General features: G+C 63.4%; 16 protein-coding genes. 2 read left to right on the top strand and 14 right to left on the bottom strand.

Features of this window, described 5'->3' with window-relative positions:
- Positions 1-132 precede the first annotated feature (132 nt).
- The 3 genes from purF to ACXAEH_RS07780 form a co-directional block, all read right to left on the bottom strand.
- Positions 133-1,653: an amidophosphoribosyltransferase gene (purF, locus tag ACXAEH_RS07790; protein ID WP_475031891.1), complete on the bottom strand. Its 1,521-nt coding sequence runs from the start codon at positions 1,651-1,653 to the stop codon at positions 133-135.
- 586 nt (positions 1,654-2,239) lie between these two features.
- On the bottom strand, positions 2,240-2,689 hold the full coding sequence (rpiB, locus tag ACXAEH_RS07785; RefSeq protein ID WP_475031890.1) for a ribose 5-phosphate isomerase B: 450 nt from the start codon (positions 2,687-2,689) through the stop codon (positions 2,240-2,242).
- 152 nt (positions 2,690-2,841) lie between these two features.
- Positions 2,842-3,801 carry a DMT family transporter gene (locus ACXAEH_RS07780; protein WP_475031889.1) on the bottom strand — a complete coding sequence of 320 codons (960 nt, stop codon included), beginning with the start codon at positions 3,799-3,801 and terminating at the stop codon, positions 2,842-2,844.
- A 372-nt stretch (positions 3,802-4,173) separates the two neighbouring features.
- Here ACXAEH_RS07780 and ACXAEH_RS07775 point away from each other — a divergent pair, with 372 nt between their 5' ends.
- On the top strand, positions 4,174-4,548 hold the full coding sequence (locus ACXAEH_RS07775) for a GNAT family N-acetyltransferase (protein ID WP_475035542.1): 375 nt from the start codon (positions 4,174-4,176) through the stop codon (positions 4,546-4,548).
- Here ACXAEH_RS07775 and ACXAEH_RS07770 read toward each other — a convergent pair.
- The 8 genes from ACXAEH_RS07770 to alr form a co-directional block, all read right to left on the bottom strand.
- On the bottom strand, positions 4,527-4,859 hold the full coding sequence (locus ACXAEH_RS07770; RefSeq protein ID WP_475031888.1) for a GYD domain-containing protein: 333 nt from the start codon (positions 4,857-4,859) through the stop codon (positions 4,527-4,529). The genes ACXAEH_RS07775 and ACXAEH_RS07770 overlap by 22 nt on opposite strands.
- A gap of 205 nt (positions 4,860-5,064) precedes the next feature.
- Positions 5,065-5,763, bottom strand: a complete 699-nt coding sequence (locus ACXAEH_RS07765) for a Hint domain-containing protein (protein WP_475031887.1) — start codon at positions 5,761-5,763, stop codon at positions 5,065-5,067.
- A 387-nt stretch (positions 5,764-6,150) separates the two neighbouring features.
- Positions 6,151-6,705, bottom strand: coding sequence for a CvpA family protein (locus tag ACXAEH_RS07760; RefSeq protein WP_475031886.1), 555 nt, complete (start codon positions 6,703-6,705; stop codon positions 6,151-6,153).
- A gap of 40 nt (positions 6,706-6,745) precedes the next feature.
- Complete coding sequence (gene radA / locus ACXAEH_RS07755) at positions 6,746-8,107, bottom strand: DNA repair protein RadA (protein ID WP_475031885.1); 1,362 nt, start codon at positions 8,105-8,107, stop codon at positions 6,746-6,748.
- Positions 8,108-8,278: 171 nt separating this feature from the next.
- Positions 8,279-8,713, bottom strand: coding sequence for a paraquat-inducible protein A (locus tag ACXAEH_RS07750; protein ID WP_475031884.1), 435 nt, complete (start codon positions 8,711-8,713; stop codon positions 8,279-8,281).
- 117 nt (positions 8,714-8,830) lie between these two features.
- On the bottom strand, positions 8,831-9,577 hold the full coding sequence (locus ACXAEH_RS07745; RefSeq protein WP_475031883.1) for an ABC transporter ATP-binding protein: 747 nt from the start codon (positions 9,575-9,577) through the stop codon (positions 8,831-8,833).
- Positions 9,574-10,356 carry an MlaE family ABC transporter permease gene (locus ACXAEH_RS07740; protein ID WP_475031882.1) on the bottom strand — a complete coding sequence of 261 codons (783 nt, stop codon included), beginning with the start codon at positions 10,354-10,356 and terminating at the stop codon, positions 9,574-9,576. Before ACXAEH_RS07740 ends, ACXAEH_RS07745 begins: the two co-directional genes overlap by 4 nt.
- Positions 10,353-11,390 carry an alanine racemase gene (alr, locus tag ACXAEH_RS07735; protein ID WP_475031881.1) on the bottom strand — a complete coding sequence of 346 codons (1,038 nt, stop codon included), beginning with the start codon at positions 11,388-11,390 and terminating at the stop codon, positions 10,353-10,355. Before alr ends, ACXAEH_RS07740 begins: the two co-directional genes overlap by 4 nt.
- Before the next feature lie 143 nt (positions 11,391-11,533).
- Here alr and ACXAEH_RS07730 point away from each other — a divergent pair, with 143 nt between their 5' ends.
- Positions 11,534-12,088: a hypothetical protein gene (locus ACXAEH_RS07730; RefSeq protein WP_475031880.1), complete on the top strand. Its 555-nt coding sequence runs from the start codon at positions 11,534-11,536 to the stop codon at positions 12,086-12,088.
- 235 nt (positions 12,089-12,323) lie between these two features.
- On the opposite strand, the gene ACXAEH_RS07725 is transcribed toward ACXAEH_RS07730, so the two are convergent.
- The 3 genes from ACXAEH_RS07725 to ACXAEH_RS07715 form a co-directional block, all read right to left on the bottom strand.
- Positions 12,324-13,856, bottom strand: coding sequence for a replicative DNA helicase (locus tag ACXAEH_RS07725; RefSeq protein ID WP_475031878.1), 1,533 nt, complete (start codon positions 13,854-13,856; stop codon positions 12,324-12,326).
- A 355-nt stretch (positions 13,857-14,211) separates the two neighbouring features.
- Positions 14,212-14,889, bottom strand: a complete 678-nt coding sequence (locus tag ACXAEH_RS07720) for an orotate phosphoribosyltransferase (protein WP_475035541.1) — start codon at positions 14,887-14,889, stop codon at positions 14,212-14,214.
- A 118-nt stretch (positions 14,890-15,007) separates the two neighbouring features.
- On the bottom strand, positions 15,008-16,363 hold the full coding sequence (locus tag ACXAEH_RS07715; protein WP_475031877.1) for a calcium-binding protein: 1,356 nt from the start codon (positions 16,361-16,363) through the stop codon (positions 15,008-15,010).
- Between the last annotated feature and the right edge of the window lie 109 nt (positions 16,364-16,472).

Genomic DNA, 16,472 nt, shown 5'->3' with positions numbered 1-16,472 from the left:
GCCTTTCGTCGAAAAGCATAGGAAAAGGCGCGGGCCATCACGGCCAGCGCCTTTCCGATGCACAGTTGGCGGCCCTCATACGCGCAAGCCGCCGGAAGTTCAAACCCCTCCCTGCGCGGGAGGCGGGCGGGATCAGCCCGCGGCCAGCTTGGAGGCGTTCCAGGAGGCGCCCGGGGCCGGCATGTCCTTGATCTTGGCGCTGACCCGGCTGCTGTTTTCCAGCGCGTCCAGATACTCGCCGGTGACGCCGGTGATGTAATTGCCGTCAAAGCAGGAGCAATCAAAGCCCTGGATGTCCGGGTTGCCTTCCTGGGCCGCCCAGATCAGGTCTTCGAGCTTTTGGTAGAACAGCGCGTCCGCCCCCAGCTCCTCGCGGATTTCCTCGACGCTGAGGCCGTTTGCGATCAGCTCATGCTTGGTGGGCATGTCGATGCCATAGACGTTGGGGTAGACCACCGGCGGCGAGGCGGAGGCGATATAGACCTTTTTGGCACCGGCCTCGCGGCACATCTGCACGATCTTCTTGATGGTGTTGCCGCGCACGATGGAGTTGTCGATCAGCAGCACATTGCGGTCCTTGAACTCCAGCGGAATGGCATTGAGCTTGCGGCGCACCGACTTCTGCCGCTCTGCCTGGCCCGGCATGATGAAGGTGCGGCCCACATAGCGGTTCTTGACCAGCCCCTCGCGGTAGCGGATGCCGGTGGTGTTGGCCACTTCCAGCGCCACGGGGCGCGCCGAATTGGGCACCGGAATGATGCTGTCGATTTCCAGGCCCGAGTCCTGGATCTGCTTGGCCAGCGCCTGGCCCATGCGCAGCTGGGTCTTGTAGACCGAGACGCCGTCCATCATCGAATCGGGGCGCGCCAGGTAGACATATTCGAAGATGCAGGGGGTGAGCTTGCCCTCGACCGCCTGGAAGGTGTGCATATTGCCGTCGAGATCCACCAGGATCGCTTCGCCCGGCTTCACGTCGCGGATCTTTTCAAAGCCGTTGATGCCAAAGGCCACGTCTTCGGAGGCAAAGCAGAAATCCTCGCCGCCGCTGTCCGCCGGGCGCTTGCCGACCGACAAGGGGCGGATGCCGTGGGTGTCGCGGAAGGCCAGCATGCCGACACCGGCGATCATGCAGATCACCGAATAGGCGCCCTGGACCCGTTCCATGGTCATCTTGACGCCGGCAAAGATGTTGCGGACAGGCTCGGCGTTGCCGTTCACCTTGATCGCATCGGCGACCTTGTCGGCCAGCACGTTCAGCAGGATTTCCGAGTCGGAGGTGGTGCGCAGATGGCGGCTGTATTTGCCGGTCACCTTTTCGCGCTGCTCGGCGGTGTTGGTGATATTTCCGTTGTGCACCAGGTAGATGCCGTAAGGCGCATTGACGAAGAACGGCTGCGCCTCTGCGGCGCTGAGGGAGCCTGCGGTGGGGTAGCGCACATGGCCCATGCCGACACGGCCGGTCAGGGTTTCGGCGTCGGCGGGCCCGAACACATCCTTGACCAGCCCGTTGGCCTTGCGCTCGCGGAAGAACTCGCCGGTGTAGGTGACAATCCCCGAGGCGTCCTGGCCGCGGTGCTGCAGCATCAGAAGGCCGTCATAAATCTCCGCAAAGACATCCGTGTCCCGGCTTGCGATCCCCAAAATCCCGCACATTGGCTGGCTCCAATCCCACTTAGGCTTTGCTGTTCGGTTGCTGATGGAAGCGGCTCGGCTGGCAGTCTAGCGCATTTTCCCATGCGCGCGCCAACCGGGAGGCCTTGGGTCCGCCATGGCCGTGTCGCTGGAAACGGGCCGGGGCCGGGGGGCCATCTGCGTGCACGGCTGCGCGCGCGAGGCGCGTCGGTCCATGTCCACGATGGCAGGCGGGCAGCGTCTGCAGCAGCGGCAAGGCGGTGAGGCTCCGAATCCGTTTCCTGTTCCGGCCCTCACATAGAGGCTTTCTTGCGATCTGTCATCAAAGGATCACAAATCCTTGCTGGACCGCGGATCCCAGGGCTTGCCTTGGGTTTCAGGGCAAGGGGAGAGCATTGCGGTGAGCGCCTGCCCGGGTGGGCGCGTACGCGCCCGCCGTGGGGCGGGCAGGCGCGTGCCCGCCGCTGGCGCGACGGGCGGGGACAGGCTGCAAATCGCAGTAAATGCGGGCAGCGGGGCAAACTTGAGGCCAAATAGCCAAGGCCTCCCGTGAGGTCGCAAAACCGGGCTGCGCTCAGAGTGTTCTGGAGGCGCCAAAGCCCCGGCGTCAGTCTTCCAGCGCTTCGATCATCTCGACGCGGGTGGCGTGGCGGCCGCCTTCGAAGTCTGCGTTCAGGAAGGCATCGACGATCTCCAGCGCCAGGCCTTCACCCACCACGCGAGCGCCGATCGACAGCATGTTGGCGTTGTTGTGCTGGCGGATCATCGCCGCTGAAAACGTGTCTGAACACACCCCGCAGCGGATGCCCTTGACCTTGTTGGCGGCCATCATGATGCCCTGGCCGGTGCCGCACAGAATAATGCCCAGCCCGCAGTCGCCAGAGGCCACCAGCCGTGCCGCTGCCTCGCCGTGCTTGGGGTAGTGGGTGCTTTCGGGGCTGGTGGGGCCGATGTCCTGCACCTCCCAGCCGTTGGCCGTGATATGGGCGGCAACCGCCTGGCGCAGCGCAATGGCGGCGTGGTCGCTGGAGAGGGCAATGCGTTTGCTGGCAGTCATGGCGAAGATGTCCTGTTCATGGGGGGCGGGGCAATCCGGCCCCGGGATCAAGTCACTCCCGCTCCTCATAATCCAGGCGGCGGCAAGTTAACATAGGCGGCGCCGGTTTTCCTGCATCGGCGCAGCCCGGCAAAATGTCCCGGCAGTGTGGTTCAGCTTGCCGCAGCCTGGCGGCGGGATTGGCGCCGCTTGACCACCTCGCGGTGCAGGATGAACAAGCCGCCGCCAACGATCAGGGCGCTTCCGAGGATGGTCTGGCTGCCGGGGATGTCGCCCCAGAACAGCCAGCCCCACAGCACCGCAACCGGCAATGAGCTGTATTCAAAGGGCGCGATGGCGCTGGCCTCGCCCAGCCGGTAGGCCTGGCTGATGCAGTAGAATCCGGCAGCGGCGATCAGGCCGACCGCCACGATCAGCCCGGTCTGCGCAAGGTCCGGAACGGTCCAGGCGCGGAACAGGTACTGGGCGCTGGGGTGGTCGAACCGGTCCAGCCAGCCGCTGCCGAAACCCAGCCCCAAGGCACCGCTGAGGGCAACAAAGGTGAGCATCGAATAAAAGGTCATCCGCAGGGCGCTCTCGGTCGGGCCCAGGACCCGCGCCAGCAGGCTCTGGGCGCTGTAGGCGCAGGCCGAGACCACGGCCAGGATCATCGCCGGCTCAATGCCATCCGCGCTGGGCTGCGCCACAAACACCACCCCGGTGAATCCGGTGCAGATCGCCAGCCAGCTGCGCCAGCCCACGGTCTCGCCCAAGAGAGGGATCGAGAACATCACCACAAACAGGGGCGCGGTGTAGTAAAGCGGCATCGCATCCGCCAGCGGCAGCACCGCCAGCGCCATGGAAAAGGTGGTGAAACAGACAAACCCGGCCAGCCCCCGCAGGCAGGAGAGCGCCAGCCTGCGCGTCGCAAAGGCCTGCCAGCCGCCGCTGAGGTAAAGGCCGAGGCCGACCAGCGCCAGCGTCACCAGCCCGCGCAGGAAGATCACCTCCTGCACCGCCATCTGGCTGCTGAACACCTTCATGATCACGTCCTGCAGCGAAAACACCGTGAGGCCCAGGACCAGCAGGAGGATCCCCTTGAGGGTGGTGTCGTCTGTGCGGTGGCTGCTCAACTGGATTGCCTTTCGGATTGGCCCTGCGGCGGGCGCTGCTACGGCGCCGCCCAATCGGGGCGCCTTGCGAAGACACTAGGATTCCGGGGCTGGTCTGGCTGAAATGGAAGCGACAGGCCAGATCCCGGAATCGGCGGCAGCGGGGCGGAGGGCAGCCGGCTTGTGCTGCGCGCGGCTATGCGGTGCCCCGCGATGATTTTTAATGGAAGGTTTGCGGCCCGTGGAAAACACCGTGCTGACTGCGGCTCCCTCCAGTGGTACCCGGAAGGCATGCCGCCCAGTTTTGCAATTCGCCGTCTCGACCCGAAGTCCTGCCTGCTCCAGGTTTTGGCAGCGGAGGCCCGCCTGGAGGGATTCCGGTTCGTGGACCGGATGATCGCTGAAGCGGACGCAGGCAGGGCCTGCTTTCAGAATACGGGCGAGCGTTTCTGCGGTGTCTTTCAGGGCACTGCGCTGGTTGCCTGCGGTGGCATCAGCCGGGACCCGTACACGGCTGAGCCCATGGGGCGCCTCCGGCATTTGTATGTTCTAAGGGCAGCGAGACGCAGCGGCATCGCCACCCTGCTTGTTTCAAATCTGCTGGAACAGGGCCTGAGGGATTTTCAAGCGATCCGGCTGCGGACATCCAGCGCCGAGGCCGGCCGGTTCTATGAAACGCTGGGTTTTTGCAGAACCGGCGCGAAGGACGCCACGCATATCATTGCGGCGGTCTCAGCCCGCCCGCTTCAGCTTCCCGGTGCCTTGTAGGCGCTGGCGATCTGGCCGGCTTTCCTTTGCATGGCCTCGAACTCCGCCGCGGTGAAAGCGCGCTGGGTTTGCAGGTTGCTGACCGAGCCGCTGGCGCCGACGGCAATCAGCCCGGCCAGCAGGCTGGAGACGTCATCAATGTTCACATTGATCACGAAATCGCTGCCGCCGGTGGTCAGGTAGAAGCTTTCCAGCGAGCCGCCGGCCGCCTCCACCAGCACGCGGGCCGCCGCCTCGCGGTCGCTGGGGCTTTCGACCATCGCCTTCATGGAAGATGCTGTGTAATTCCCGGTCACGATAAACCTTGGCATTGATACTCTCCCTGGAGGTGGAAAAGCGGGCCGCCAGCGGCGGAATGCCGCCCGGTCAGCCCCGCAGGTTCCCCCAATTCAGGATTGTATCACATTTCCGTCAGCTTGGCTGTTGCAACCAGGCCCGGCCGCTGCGCCGGCGGCTGTGCGCAAAAGGAAAGGCCCGCACGAAGGCGGGCCCGAGGGGGGGAGGGATTTCGTTGGGTCAGGCCGCCAGAATGCGGTCCAGCAGGTTGTCCAGGGCGTTGGGCAGGCGGGCATCCTCTTCGCCCATGCCGGTTTCGGCCAGGGCGCGGCCTTCGTCGCTGGCCAGCACCTGGCGGGTTTCGGACAGGGACAGCTGGTGGAAGGCAAAGTCTTCGGCGCCGTTTGCTTCGGGGCCGCCGGCGGGCAGCAGCATGCCGCTTTCGGCCCAGACCAGCTCTTCTTCTTCAAATTCGAAATGGATGCGGCCCAGGCGCTCCGGTGCGGCCGGAGCAATGCCCTTGTAGCCGGACAGCGCGATCAGCTTGGTGACAACAACCGGCAGCCCGAACAGGCGCTCGGCGGTTTCCATCTCCAGCACCACTTTCTGGTCCGAAGGCAGCATCAGGTCGGTGTCATTTCCCAAAGCGCCGGCGGGAACATGCATGCAAGTGGTCAGGCGCGGCACCGCGTGTTTGACCGACTTTACCTCTTGGGCACCGCCGTCAAATGTGAACACCATGTCGCCGGGTTTCACGTCACGGGCCTGTTTGAAGCCCTCTTCGGTCTCCACCAGGGTTGCGGGCAGGAAGCCGCCGCTGCGCAGGCGGTTGCGCTTCGGTGCCGGTGCAGGCTTCAGCGATTGCGGCAGCGGATTGGTCAGCAGCAGCACATCAACCGGCAGGAAGTCGGCGAAATCTGTGGTGTGATCGAGCTGCATCGTGTTGCCCCTTCTAAGCGTCTTTGGCCCGGCGTTCTGCCGTTGAAGCCATCAAGCCGCCGAATTGGGACCAAATTGGGGCGGGCTTGCGTCCCATTTCGGGATGGGGCGGATTTTTCGGGACAAAACCCGCCTTTTGAGCAGGATTGTTAACCCTTTGTGCGGGCCGGATGAGGATTTGTTAAGATTTTCCGCGGTTTTTGCGCTGGCTGAATATCCCGCTCGAATCGCGATTCTTTTTGGTTAACAAAGGGTTAATCGGCAATTCCCTTGTTAACCGTTGCCGCGCTCTTCCTGTGGATAACTGCGTGAACGCTTTGAATTCAAAGCAAAACGGGCGCCCGTTGGGCGCCCGTGTGCTCAGCTTTTGGTGGTAAACCCTATGAATTACTGGCTGCAGGCGCCGATCAGCGCCTCATATTGCGCGGTAACCCAGCCCAGGGCCTGCTCCGGGTTGCGCTCTTCGATCTTGCCGATCAGGCGCTCGAACACCTCTGCCGAGCGGCTTTCGTCAACAATGGTAAAGGCCTGCCCGGTCATCACCACGTTGTAGAGGAAGAAGGCAATTGCCACCAAAAGGATGCCGCGCAGCACGCCAAAGAAGAACCCCGCGCCCTGATCCAGCCCGCCAAGCGCCGAGCGCTGCACCAGGGTGGAAAACAGCGGCGTGAAAAACGAGACCACGATCAGCGCCAGTGCAAACACCGCGGCAAAGGCGGCGATGATCGACAATTCGCAGCTGTCGGCAATGAATTCGCCGACCACCGGGATCTCCGCCATCAGCGGCTCGACCTGCGGCGCAAAGATAAAGGCGAGGACACCGGCGGCAATCCAGCCGGCAATGGCCATGGCCTCGCGCACAAAGCCGCGCGAATAGGCCAGCAGCGCCGACACCACGATGACCAGGGCCACGACCCCGTCGATGATTGTGAAACCTTCCATGTCCCTCGCCCGTTGCCTGCGATTTCAAATTTTGGCGACTTTAGCCGGCCCCGAAGAATTCGCCAACAAAACCGGCCAGATCGCTGGACTTTCGCAAGTTCAGGCCGTTCACGGACACGGTTTTGCTGCCGCCAGGGGCAATCGCCGCCGTGAAACCAAGTTTTTGCGCCTCTTTCAACCGGTTTTCGGTCTGCGAGGCGGGGCGCAGGGCACCGGATAGCGAAATTTCTCCGAAAACCGCGGTATCGGCGGGCAGGGCAACGTCTTCCCGCGCACTCAGCAGCGCCGCGGCGACGGCCAGATCGGCGGCCGGTTCCGAGATCTTCATGCCGCCCGCCACGTTCAGATAGACATCCAAACCGGCAAAGGGGATGCCGCAGCGCGCCTCCAGCACCGCCAGGATCATCGCCAGCCGCGATGAATCCCAGCCCACCACGGCGCGCCTTGGCTGCGAATGGGGCGAGGGCGCGATCAGCGCCTGCATCTCGACCAATACCGGCCGTGTGCCTTCGATACCGGCAAAGACCACAGATCCGGGCGAGGGCTCGCCGCGTTCGGACAGAAACAGGGCCGAGGGGTTGATCACTTCGCTAAGGCCGCCGCCGGTCATCTCGAAGACGCCGATCTCATCGGCCGGGCCAAAGCGGTTCTTGACCGCGCGCAGGATGCGGAACTGATGGCCGCGCTCGCCCTCGAAATACAAGACGGTGTCGACCATATGCTCGACCACCCGGGGGCCCGCGATCTGGCCCTCCTTGGTGACATGGCCGACCATGATCACCGAAATCCCGTGCCGCTTGGCAAAGGTGGTCAGCTCATGCGCGGCAGCGCGCACCTGGCTGACAGAGCCGGGTGCGCTGTCGACGTGGTCGGCCCACATGGTCTGGATCGAGTCAATAATGGCCAGCTGCGGCTTCTCCGCTTCCAGTGTGGTCAGGATATCGCGCAGGTTGGTCTCGGCGGCCAGCTGCACCGGCGCATCCGCCAGCCCCAGCCGCTGCGCCCGCATCCGCACCTGCGCCGAGGCCTCCTCGCCGCTGACATAGACGGTCTTGAGCCCGGCATGGGCAAACCGCGCCGCCGCCTGCAACAGCAAGGTGGATTTGCCGATCCCCGGATCGCCGCCCACCAGGATCGCCGAGGCCGGCACCAGCCCGCCGCCCAGCACCCGGTCCAGTTCCGCCACACCGCAGCAGGTCCGCGGCGGCGGGGTTTCCCTGGCCGACAGATCTGTCAGCTGGATGGTGCGCCCGCGCTTGACGCCCAGCGACTTCTTGGCGGGGCCCGAGGACAGCCCCTGATCCTCGCTGATGGTGTTCCACTCGCCGCAGCCCTCGCAGCGGCCCGACCATTTCGAAAAGCTGGCTCCGCAGGCGGAGCAGGAGAAAGATGTTTTTGCCATAAGGGATCACTGGCAGATGTTTCCCTTTTGTTCAAGGGGGCTGTGCTTGCGGCGCCGGCAGATGCGAGGCTCTGCCTCGCGCTCCGGAGTATTTGTGACCAAAAAGAAGCGGCTTCTTTCTGGTTTCAAATACTCCGGGGGAGGCCCGTCAGGGCCGGGGGCAGAGCCCCTTTAGCGCTGGCTGCGTGCAGTGAGCAGGCCCAGAACCAGCGAGGCAATGATGCAAGCGGTGAACATGTAGAGCCCCCAGGCGGTCTCGATCGTGGCCAGGCCAATGCCCTTGGCGAGCGTGATATAGAGCGCGATGAGGAAGATGTCGGCCATCGCCAGCTTGCCCAGCACATGCAGCACCGGCTGTACCTTGGCGTCCAACAGGTCCCACTGCACCAGCGCCAGGCCGATGGTCTTGAGGTAGGGGGCAAAGATCGCAAAGAAGGTGACAATCAGCGCCAGCGCCGCGTCGCTGCCCCAAAGGCTTTGCAGGCCGGTGATCACCGAGATTTCGCTGAGCCCGAATATGGGCAGCAGCCCGGCCCGCATCAAGGGCGCAAACCAGGCGACGGGGTAGAGGATCAAGAGCGACAGGGTGAGGAGGCGGAGGGTCATTTGACAGTGTCTTCCTTTGCGGGCGCCGGGACAGGGGGGCTCTGCCCCCGCCGCGCAGGGCGCGGCTCCCCCGGGATATTTGCAGCCAGAAGAAGAGGGGCAAGCCTGGGGTGAGCCTTAGCGCACCGCCTCGATCGGCCCCTCCGCGCGGCCGTGGATGAATTGCTCCATATAGGGATCGCCCGACTGGTCCATTTCGGCCACCGGGCCGGTCCATTGGATCACCCCGCCGTGCAGCATCGCCACATTGTCGGCAATGGCGCGGACCGAGGTCATGTCGTGGGTGATGGTCATGGCGGTGGCGCCCATTTCCACCACGATCTCGCGAATGAGGTCGTTGATCACACCCGACATGATCGGGTCGAGGCCGGTGGTGGGCTCGTCGAAAAAGATGATCTCGGGCTCTGCGGCAATGGCGCGGGCGAGGCCGACGCGTTTCTGCATGCCGCCCGACAGCTCTGCCGGGTAGCGGTCGGCGACATTGGCCTTGAGGCCGACGCGGCGCAGCTTTTCGATGGCGATCTCGCGGGCTTCTTCGGCCGGGCGTTTCAGGTGGCCGCGCAGCAGGCGGAAGGCGACGTTCTGCCAGACAGGCAAGCTGTCAAACAGGGCCGCACCCTGGAACAGCATGCCGAAACGGGCCAGGAATTTGTCCCGGTCGCCGGAGCCGGACGGGCGGCCGTCGACATAGATCTCACCCGAATCCGGCTGGATCAGGCCCAGGATGCTTTTCAGCGCCACCGACTTGCCGGTGCCGGAGCCGCCGATGATCACCATCGAGGTGCCTTTGGGGATTTCCAGGTTCATGCCGTTCAGCACAGCATTGTCGCCAAAGGCTTTGCGGACGTTCTCCATGCGGATCATAGCGAGAAAAACACCCCTGTCAGAATGAAGTTAGCGGCGAGGATCAGCACCGCGGCGGATTCGACCGAGCCCTTGGTGGCGCGGCCCACGCCCTGGGCGCCGCGGCCCGATTGCATGCCGTAATAGCAGCCCATCAGGGCGGCGATGGTGCCGAAGGCGGCGCCTTTGGTCAGCGAGGAGATGATGTCGTGCGCCTCCAGGAAGTCGACGGTGTTCTTGAGGTAGGCCGCGGCGTTGAAGCCGAGGTTCTGCACCGCAACCGTATAGCCGCCCATGATGCCGATGATGTCGCCGACACCGACCAGCACCGGCACCGTGATCAGCGCCGCCAGAACGCGGGGCGCCACCAGGTATTTCATCGGGTGGGTCGACAGCGTGACCAGCGCGTCGATTTGCTCTGTCACCTTCATGGTGGCGATTTCAGCGGCGATGGAGGAGGTCACCCGCGCGGCAATCATCAGCCCGACCAGCACCGGGCCAAGTTCGCGCACCATGCCGATGGCGACGATTTGCGGCACCACCGCTTCGGCGTTGAATCGGGCGCCGCCTGCGTAGATCTGCAGCGCCAGCGCGCCGCCGGTGAAGATCGCGGTGAGGCCCACAACCGGCAGCGACAGCCAGCCGATGTTCAACAGCGCCTGGAAGAACTCGCGCGGGTAATAGGGCGGGCGGATCATGTGGCTGAACGCGCCAAGCGCAAACAGCGCCGCGCGGCCGACGGCGGCCAGCCCGGTGAGGGCCGTGCGGCCCAGCCGGGCCAGGAGGGTAATCGGGTTCATCCCTGATAGGTCCGTGCGTAGCGGTGTCCGGTGGAAGTCAGGATCTCATAGCCGATGGTGCCGGCCGCTTCGGCCAGCATGTCGACGGTCTGCCGCTCGTTGAGGATGGCCAGCGCCTGCGGCACCTCTGCCAGACCGGTGACATCGACGGTGATCAGATCCATCGAGACGCGGCCGACGACGGGGCAGGGGGTCTCGCCCGCAAAGACCTGAATGCCGCCATTGCCGATTGCCCGGTGCAGCCCGTCGGCATACCCGGCGGCGACGGTGGCGATGCGGCTGGGGCGCTTGGCGACCCAGGCGTTGCCGTAACCGGCACTTTCGCCCGGCGCCAGGTCGCGGGTCTGAATGACCGGCAGGTCCAGATGCACCACCGGCACCGCGTCGGTGAACGGCAGCCCGCCATAGAGGCCGACACCGGGGCGGCAGAGGTCGAAATGATAGTCCTTGCCCAAGAGCATGCCGCCGGTGGCGGCCAGCGAGCGGGGTATCTCCAGCCCGGCGGTCATCTCGCGGAAGGCCTGCAGCTGCTGCGCGTTCATCGGATGCGACGGCTCATCGGCGCAGGCGAGATGCGACATCAAGAGAACCGGGTTCTGGCCCAGGGCGATCTCTGCCACCGCGGCCCATTCGCCGGGTTCCATGCCCAGCCGGTTCATGCCGCTGTCCAGCTGCACCCCGAACGGGTGGCCCGGCAGGGTCTCAAAGTGGCGCAGCATCTGGTCCAGCGAGTTCAGCATCGGCGTCAGCTGGAAGTCCTTCAGCAGCTTGGTGTCGCCCTCCATATGGCCGGAAAACACCGAGATGCCGGGACCCGGCCCCAGCGCACGGCGCAGCGCGCCGCCTTCCTCGGCCGCGGCCACAAAGAAATTGCGCGCGCCCGCCTTGGCCAGCGCCTTGCCCACGCGGCCTGCATCCAGGCCGTACCCGTTCGCCTTCACCACCGCTGCGGTCTCGCAAGCAGTCAGCGCATCCAGATTCCGCCAGTTGGTGACCAGCGCATCCAGGTTGATTGTCAGTTTTGCCGTGCTCATGCGGTGTTCATGACATGGACAGGCCGCAGGTCAAGTGGGAAAGGCGGCGGGGCAGGCTCACAGGCGAAAAAATGGTTGTGGTTTCGCGCAGTGCCCGCCAGTTTAATCGGCACGGCCTGCAAGCGGTTTGGATAAGAGCGTCGATGGATTGGCTTTGGGAACTCTTTGGCAGCATCCGTTTCCAGGTTTTGCCGTTTTCGGTCGCGGCCGGTGCGGCGGGCTGGTTTCTGCGGCTGCGCTATGTCGAAATGACAGCCCGCAAGCGGCTGGTGCGGGCGCTGTTTGCCGAAATCGATTTCAACACGCGCGACATGGAGACCTTCCGCAAGGTGTCTCCCACCCGCGACGTGCTGTTTGCGGCGCTCAGCACAAACCCGGAGCTGGTGCCGCATGTCACCGATGCCCGCCATACCGAGGTTTACCGCACCCATATCAGCAGCCTGCATTTCATTCCCGGCGATCTGTTGCATCAGGCGATCGACTACTACGGGATCCTGGAAAAGATCCGGGCGCAGGTCGAGGGGCTGAACTATGACAGCTACAAGACGCTGTCGCTGGGCGGCCGGGTGCAGGCGGTGGACTTGATCCGCAGATCAAGCGCCGATGCGGAAACCAGCGGTAAAGCGCTGATGATGGCCTTCAAACTGGCCTTTCCCAAGCTGAAATTGTCGCGGTACAAGGCACCGCACAGGAGCTGACCCGCGGCCCGGCCCGGCGGCCCGGGCGGTGCGGCGGTCAAACGATGATCGGATCAGGACCCAGTTTCATACATATTCTCCCAAATGGCCGGACAATCCGGTCTGTGCAGGCAGCATAAAGCGCCGGACGGCACGCAGCAAGGCTGAGTTTTGGCCGCCGGCGCCATAGATGTGCACGCATTCGCTTAATTTCAAGTGAACACAGCGTGCGGAGGAGCGGTGTGCACCTTCTGTTTCAGTGCTCCTCGTAGCCCTGCTGCCAGGCTTTGGCGAGGTTGCCGAAGCGGGTGAACTGCGCCTCAAAGCTCAGCTCTACCGTGCCGATGGGGCCGTGACGCTGCTTGCCGACGATCACCTCGGCCTTGGCGTGCAGGCGTTCCATCGCCTCTTTCCACTCTTCCATTTTCTCCAGCTCGTGGTCGCCGGGCTTTTCCCGTTCTTTATAGTATTCCTCGCGGAACACGAACATCACCACGTCGGCGTCCTGTTCGATCGAGCCCGATTCCCGAAGGTCCGACAGCTGCGGCCGTTTATCATCGCGGCTTTCCACCTGGCGCGACAGCTGGGACAGGGCGATCACCGGGATGTTCAGCTCTTTCGCAACCGCCTTCATCCCCATCGAGATTTCGGCGATCTCGTTCACCCGGTTGTCCGACATGCCGCGGCAAAGCTGCAGATAGTCGACCACCAACAGGTCCAAACCATGCGTCCGTTTCAGACGCCGCGCCCGCGCCGCCAGCTGCGAGATCGGAATCGCGGGGGTGTCGTCGATGAACAGCGGGCAGCTTTCCAGATCCTTCGCCGCTTGCACAAAGCGGCGGAATTCGCCCTCTGTCATGTCGCCCTGGCGGATCTTGTGCGAGGAGATTTCAGAGGCTTCCGCCAAAATACGGCCCGCCAGCTGCTCGGCGCTCATCTCGAGGCTGAAGAAGCCCACCACGCCGCCGTCCACGGCGCCTTCGCTGCCATCGGGTTTCACCCCGCGCTTGTAGGCCTTGGCGACGTTGAAGGCGATGTTGGTCGCCAGCGAGGTTTTCCCCATAGAGGGGCGGCCTGCGAGAATGAGGAGGTCCGAGGGATGCAGGCCGCCAAGTTGCTTGTCGAGGTCCACCAGCCCTGTCGAGATGCCGGCCATGCCGCCGCCCCGCTGGTAAGCCTCGTTGGTCACATTGACCGCTTCTGTGACGGCCTTGAGGAACGATTTGAAACCGCTTTCCGTCTGGCCCTGCTCTGCCAGCTGGTAAAGCGACTGCTCCGCCTCAACAATCTGCTCTTTTGGTTCCGACGCCACGTCGACGCGGCGCGCCTTGTCTGCAATGCTCTGGCCCAGGGCGATCAGCTCGCGCCGGATCGCCAGGTCATAGATCATCTGCGCGTAGTCCCGCACCGCAAAGGCGGAGATCGACGCGCCGGCAAGCTTGGCCAGATAGGCCGGCCCGCCCAGTTCCTTCAGCCCTTCGTGGTCTTCCAGAAACGCCTTCAGCGTCACCGGCGAGGCCAGCGCGTTCTTGGAAATGCGCGCTGCGGCCACCTCATAGATCCGGGCATGCACCGGATCGTAGAAATGCGACGAGTCGATGATCAGCGCGATCTTGTCGTAGACCTCGTTGTTGGTCAGGATCGCGCCCAGAAGCTGCTGCTCCGCCTCAACCGAATGCGGCAGCTCATTGTCAGGCACCGCCTGGTCTGCCTGAGCGGCCCCCGGCATCTGGTCCGGCATCGGGGCCGGCGGAGGCATATCGCCGTCGAAAGGGGTAATCTCGTTCATCACTGCTCTCGTCGTTAGGCCAGCCTTATACGGCGGGGGCGGGATTTCTCCTATCTGGGAATCTCTGTGGATTCCCTGTGGATATCCGCGCCGGGGCTGTGGGCTGTTTACCGCAAAAGGCCAGCAAACCTGTCCTATGCAGACTATATGATGCGGGGACTTCTGGGAAGACCCCTAGATCTGCGCGCAGCCCGGTGCGGGAAATGATTCGGGACAGGCTTTTCCACAGCCCGCCCCGTAACGCTTTACCTTGCGTTAGGCGGAATTGCGCGCATGCCGCGGCCAGCGGCGGAAAGATGGGCGGATTGCCCGCCCCGCGGAGGGGGCAGGAGGGGCGTTTCCGCCCCGTGCCCGGTCAGGCCTTGTGCGCCTCCTGCCAGGCGCGCGGATCCTTCAGGAAGTTTTCCACCTCGGCCAGGGTCTCTTCGCTGAAGCTTTTCTGCGCCTTGGCTTCGGCCAGAACATCCCACCAGGTGCACAGGTAATGCAGCTCAACCCCGTGGTCGCCCAGGCGTTTGGTGGTTTCGGGGAAGATGTCGTAGTAGAAGATCACCGCGGTATGGCCGCAAGAGGCGCCGGTCTCGCGGATCGCATCCACAAAGGACAGTTTCGAGCCGCCGTCGGTGGTCATGTCTTCCACCAGCAGCACGCGCTGAACCTCGGTCATCACCCCTTCGATGCGGGCATTGCGGCCGTAACCCTTGGGTTTTTTGCGCACATAGGTCATCGGCAGCGCCATCCGCTCGGCCACCAGCGCGCCAAAGGGGATGCCGGCGGTTTCGCCGCCCGCAATATTGTCAAACGCCTCAAACCCCGCATTGCGCATCACGGTCACCGTCAGGAAGTCCATCAGCGTGGTGCGGATGCGCGGGAAGGAGATAAGCTTGCGGCAGTCGATGTAGCTGGGCGAGGGCAGTCCGGAGGCCAGCGTATAGGGCTCATCCGTATTGAAGTTCACCGCGCCGATTTCCAGCAGCATCCGGGCCGACAGCCGGGCGATTTCTTCTTTGGACGGGTAGGAAGTCGGGATCATGCGGGCATCCTTTGCGGCAGCGGTTTTGCTGTCCATAAACCGGAATGCTGCCGGTTTGAAGCCCTGGCTTCGGGGAGCAGGAGCCTGCTCCCCGGCTTTTTCAGACCCGCCCGGGCGATCAGAAGATAAAGTCGTTCCCCGACAAATCGCCGGCGGCGATGCCGTCAAGGGTGATCGAGTTGCCGTTACCGTCGCTGATCACTGCATCTCCGTCCGAATTGGAGGACAGATGATTGTTTTTCAGATCCTTGAAATGCTTGATGCTGCCGATGTCGGACAGATCGATTTTTTCTTTGGAGCCGGCGGTTTGGAAATCGCCGATTGTGTCGTTCCCGAAATTGCCTTTGAAGATAAAACGGTCCGCTCCGGCTTCGCCAAACAGATCGTCATTACCTGCGTCACCGAGAATTCTGTCGTTGCCGCCGCCGCCAAGGATCAAGTCGTTGCCGCCCTTGCCGGAGAGGGTGTCACTCCCGCTCAGACCCGTCAGCCGGTTGCCGCTGCCGTTGCCCAGAAGCTCGTCCGCGCTTTCGGAGCCGCGGGCGCGTTCGATGCTTGTCAGAGTGTCCCGGTCGCCGAACCCGTCAATGGCGAAGCCCTTTGCCAAGTCAACCTTGACGCCATCGGTGCCGCCGAAACGTTCATCCCGGTCATAGCGGACTTCGTCTTTGCCATTGCCTCCCTTCAGAGTGTCCTTGCCTTCCAAGCCCCGGAACACGTTGTTCTTGCCGTTCCCGGTGAACTTGTCAGCATGGGCGGAACCGCGCAGCATTTCGATGCTTTTCAAAGTGTCGGTCTTGCCCCAGCCGTCGGTCGCGCTGCCGGTCTTCAGATTGGCAATGACGCCGTTGGGATCGTTGGTAAAGGCAACCTGGTCATAATCGCCGCCGCCGCCGTCATAGGTGTCGCGGCCGTTGGAGCTGGTGAAATAGTCGTCGCCCGCAAAGCCTTTGAAAGTATCGCGCCCGCGAGTGCCCCAGAATTCATCGTCTTCAGTCGAGGAGACGCCGTCGATAGACGACCAGCGGATATCCTTGCCGGCGCCGAATTTGCCCGTCGGATCGGTCAGATTGGTGATTAAGTCGTCGAGGCTTTCCCAGGCGGATACCGACTTCAGGTTCGGCAGCGGCGCGCCGTCCAGAGCAAAGTAATATTCGGTATCGGTGTTGTCGCCGGTCTCCAGGCTCAGGATCAGCACGGTGGTGGTGCCGCCCGACCAGGTCACTTTGGTGATCAGCGTCTCTTCCGACCGGACGTGGCCCGCATCATCCAGGTTGAGCCCGCCGACGATCACCTGCTGAATGTTGTCCTTTACGTCGATGATCGCCACGCCGTCGTCATCACGCCCGTCGATTGTATAAGAGAAAGTGGATTTGGAGGACGAAACGATAACCGAAATATCGGCGGGTTTTACCTTGGTGGCGTTTCCATTCTTATAGTCGACCTGTGTGCCGCTAAGTGTAAAAGTCGTCATACCTTGCCCTTTACCGGAAAAATTCCAGCCAGAAATGCTGGCGGAAATGAATGGCCCAGTAAATGATAGAGGCCACTGATTCCCGGCAAGGGCGAGGTTAAGATCGTTA

The organism is Leisingera sp. ABM4_060 (genome assembly GCF_056158765.1).
Note: the sequence above shows the minus strand (reverse complement) of the source record. Positions and strands in the feature narration are given on the sequence as shown.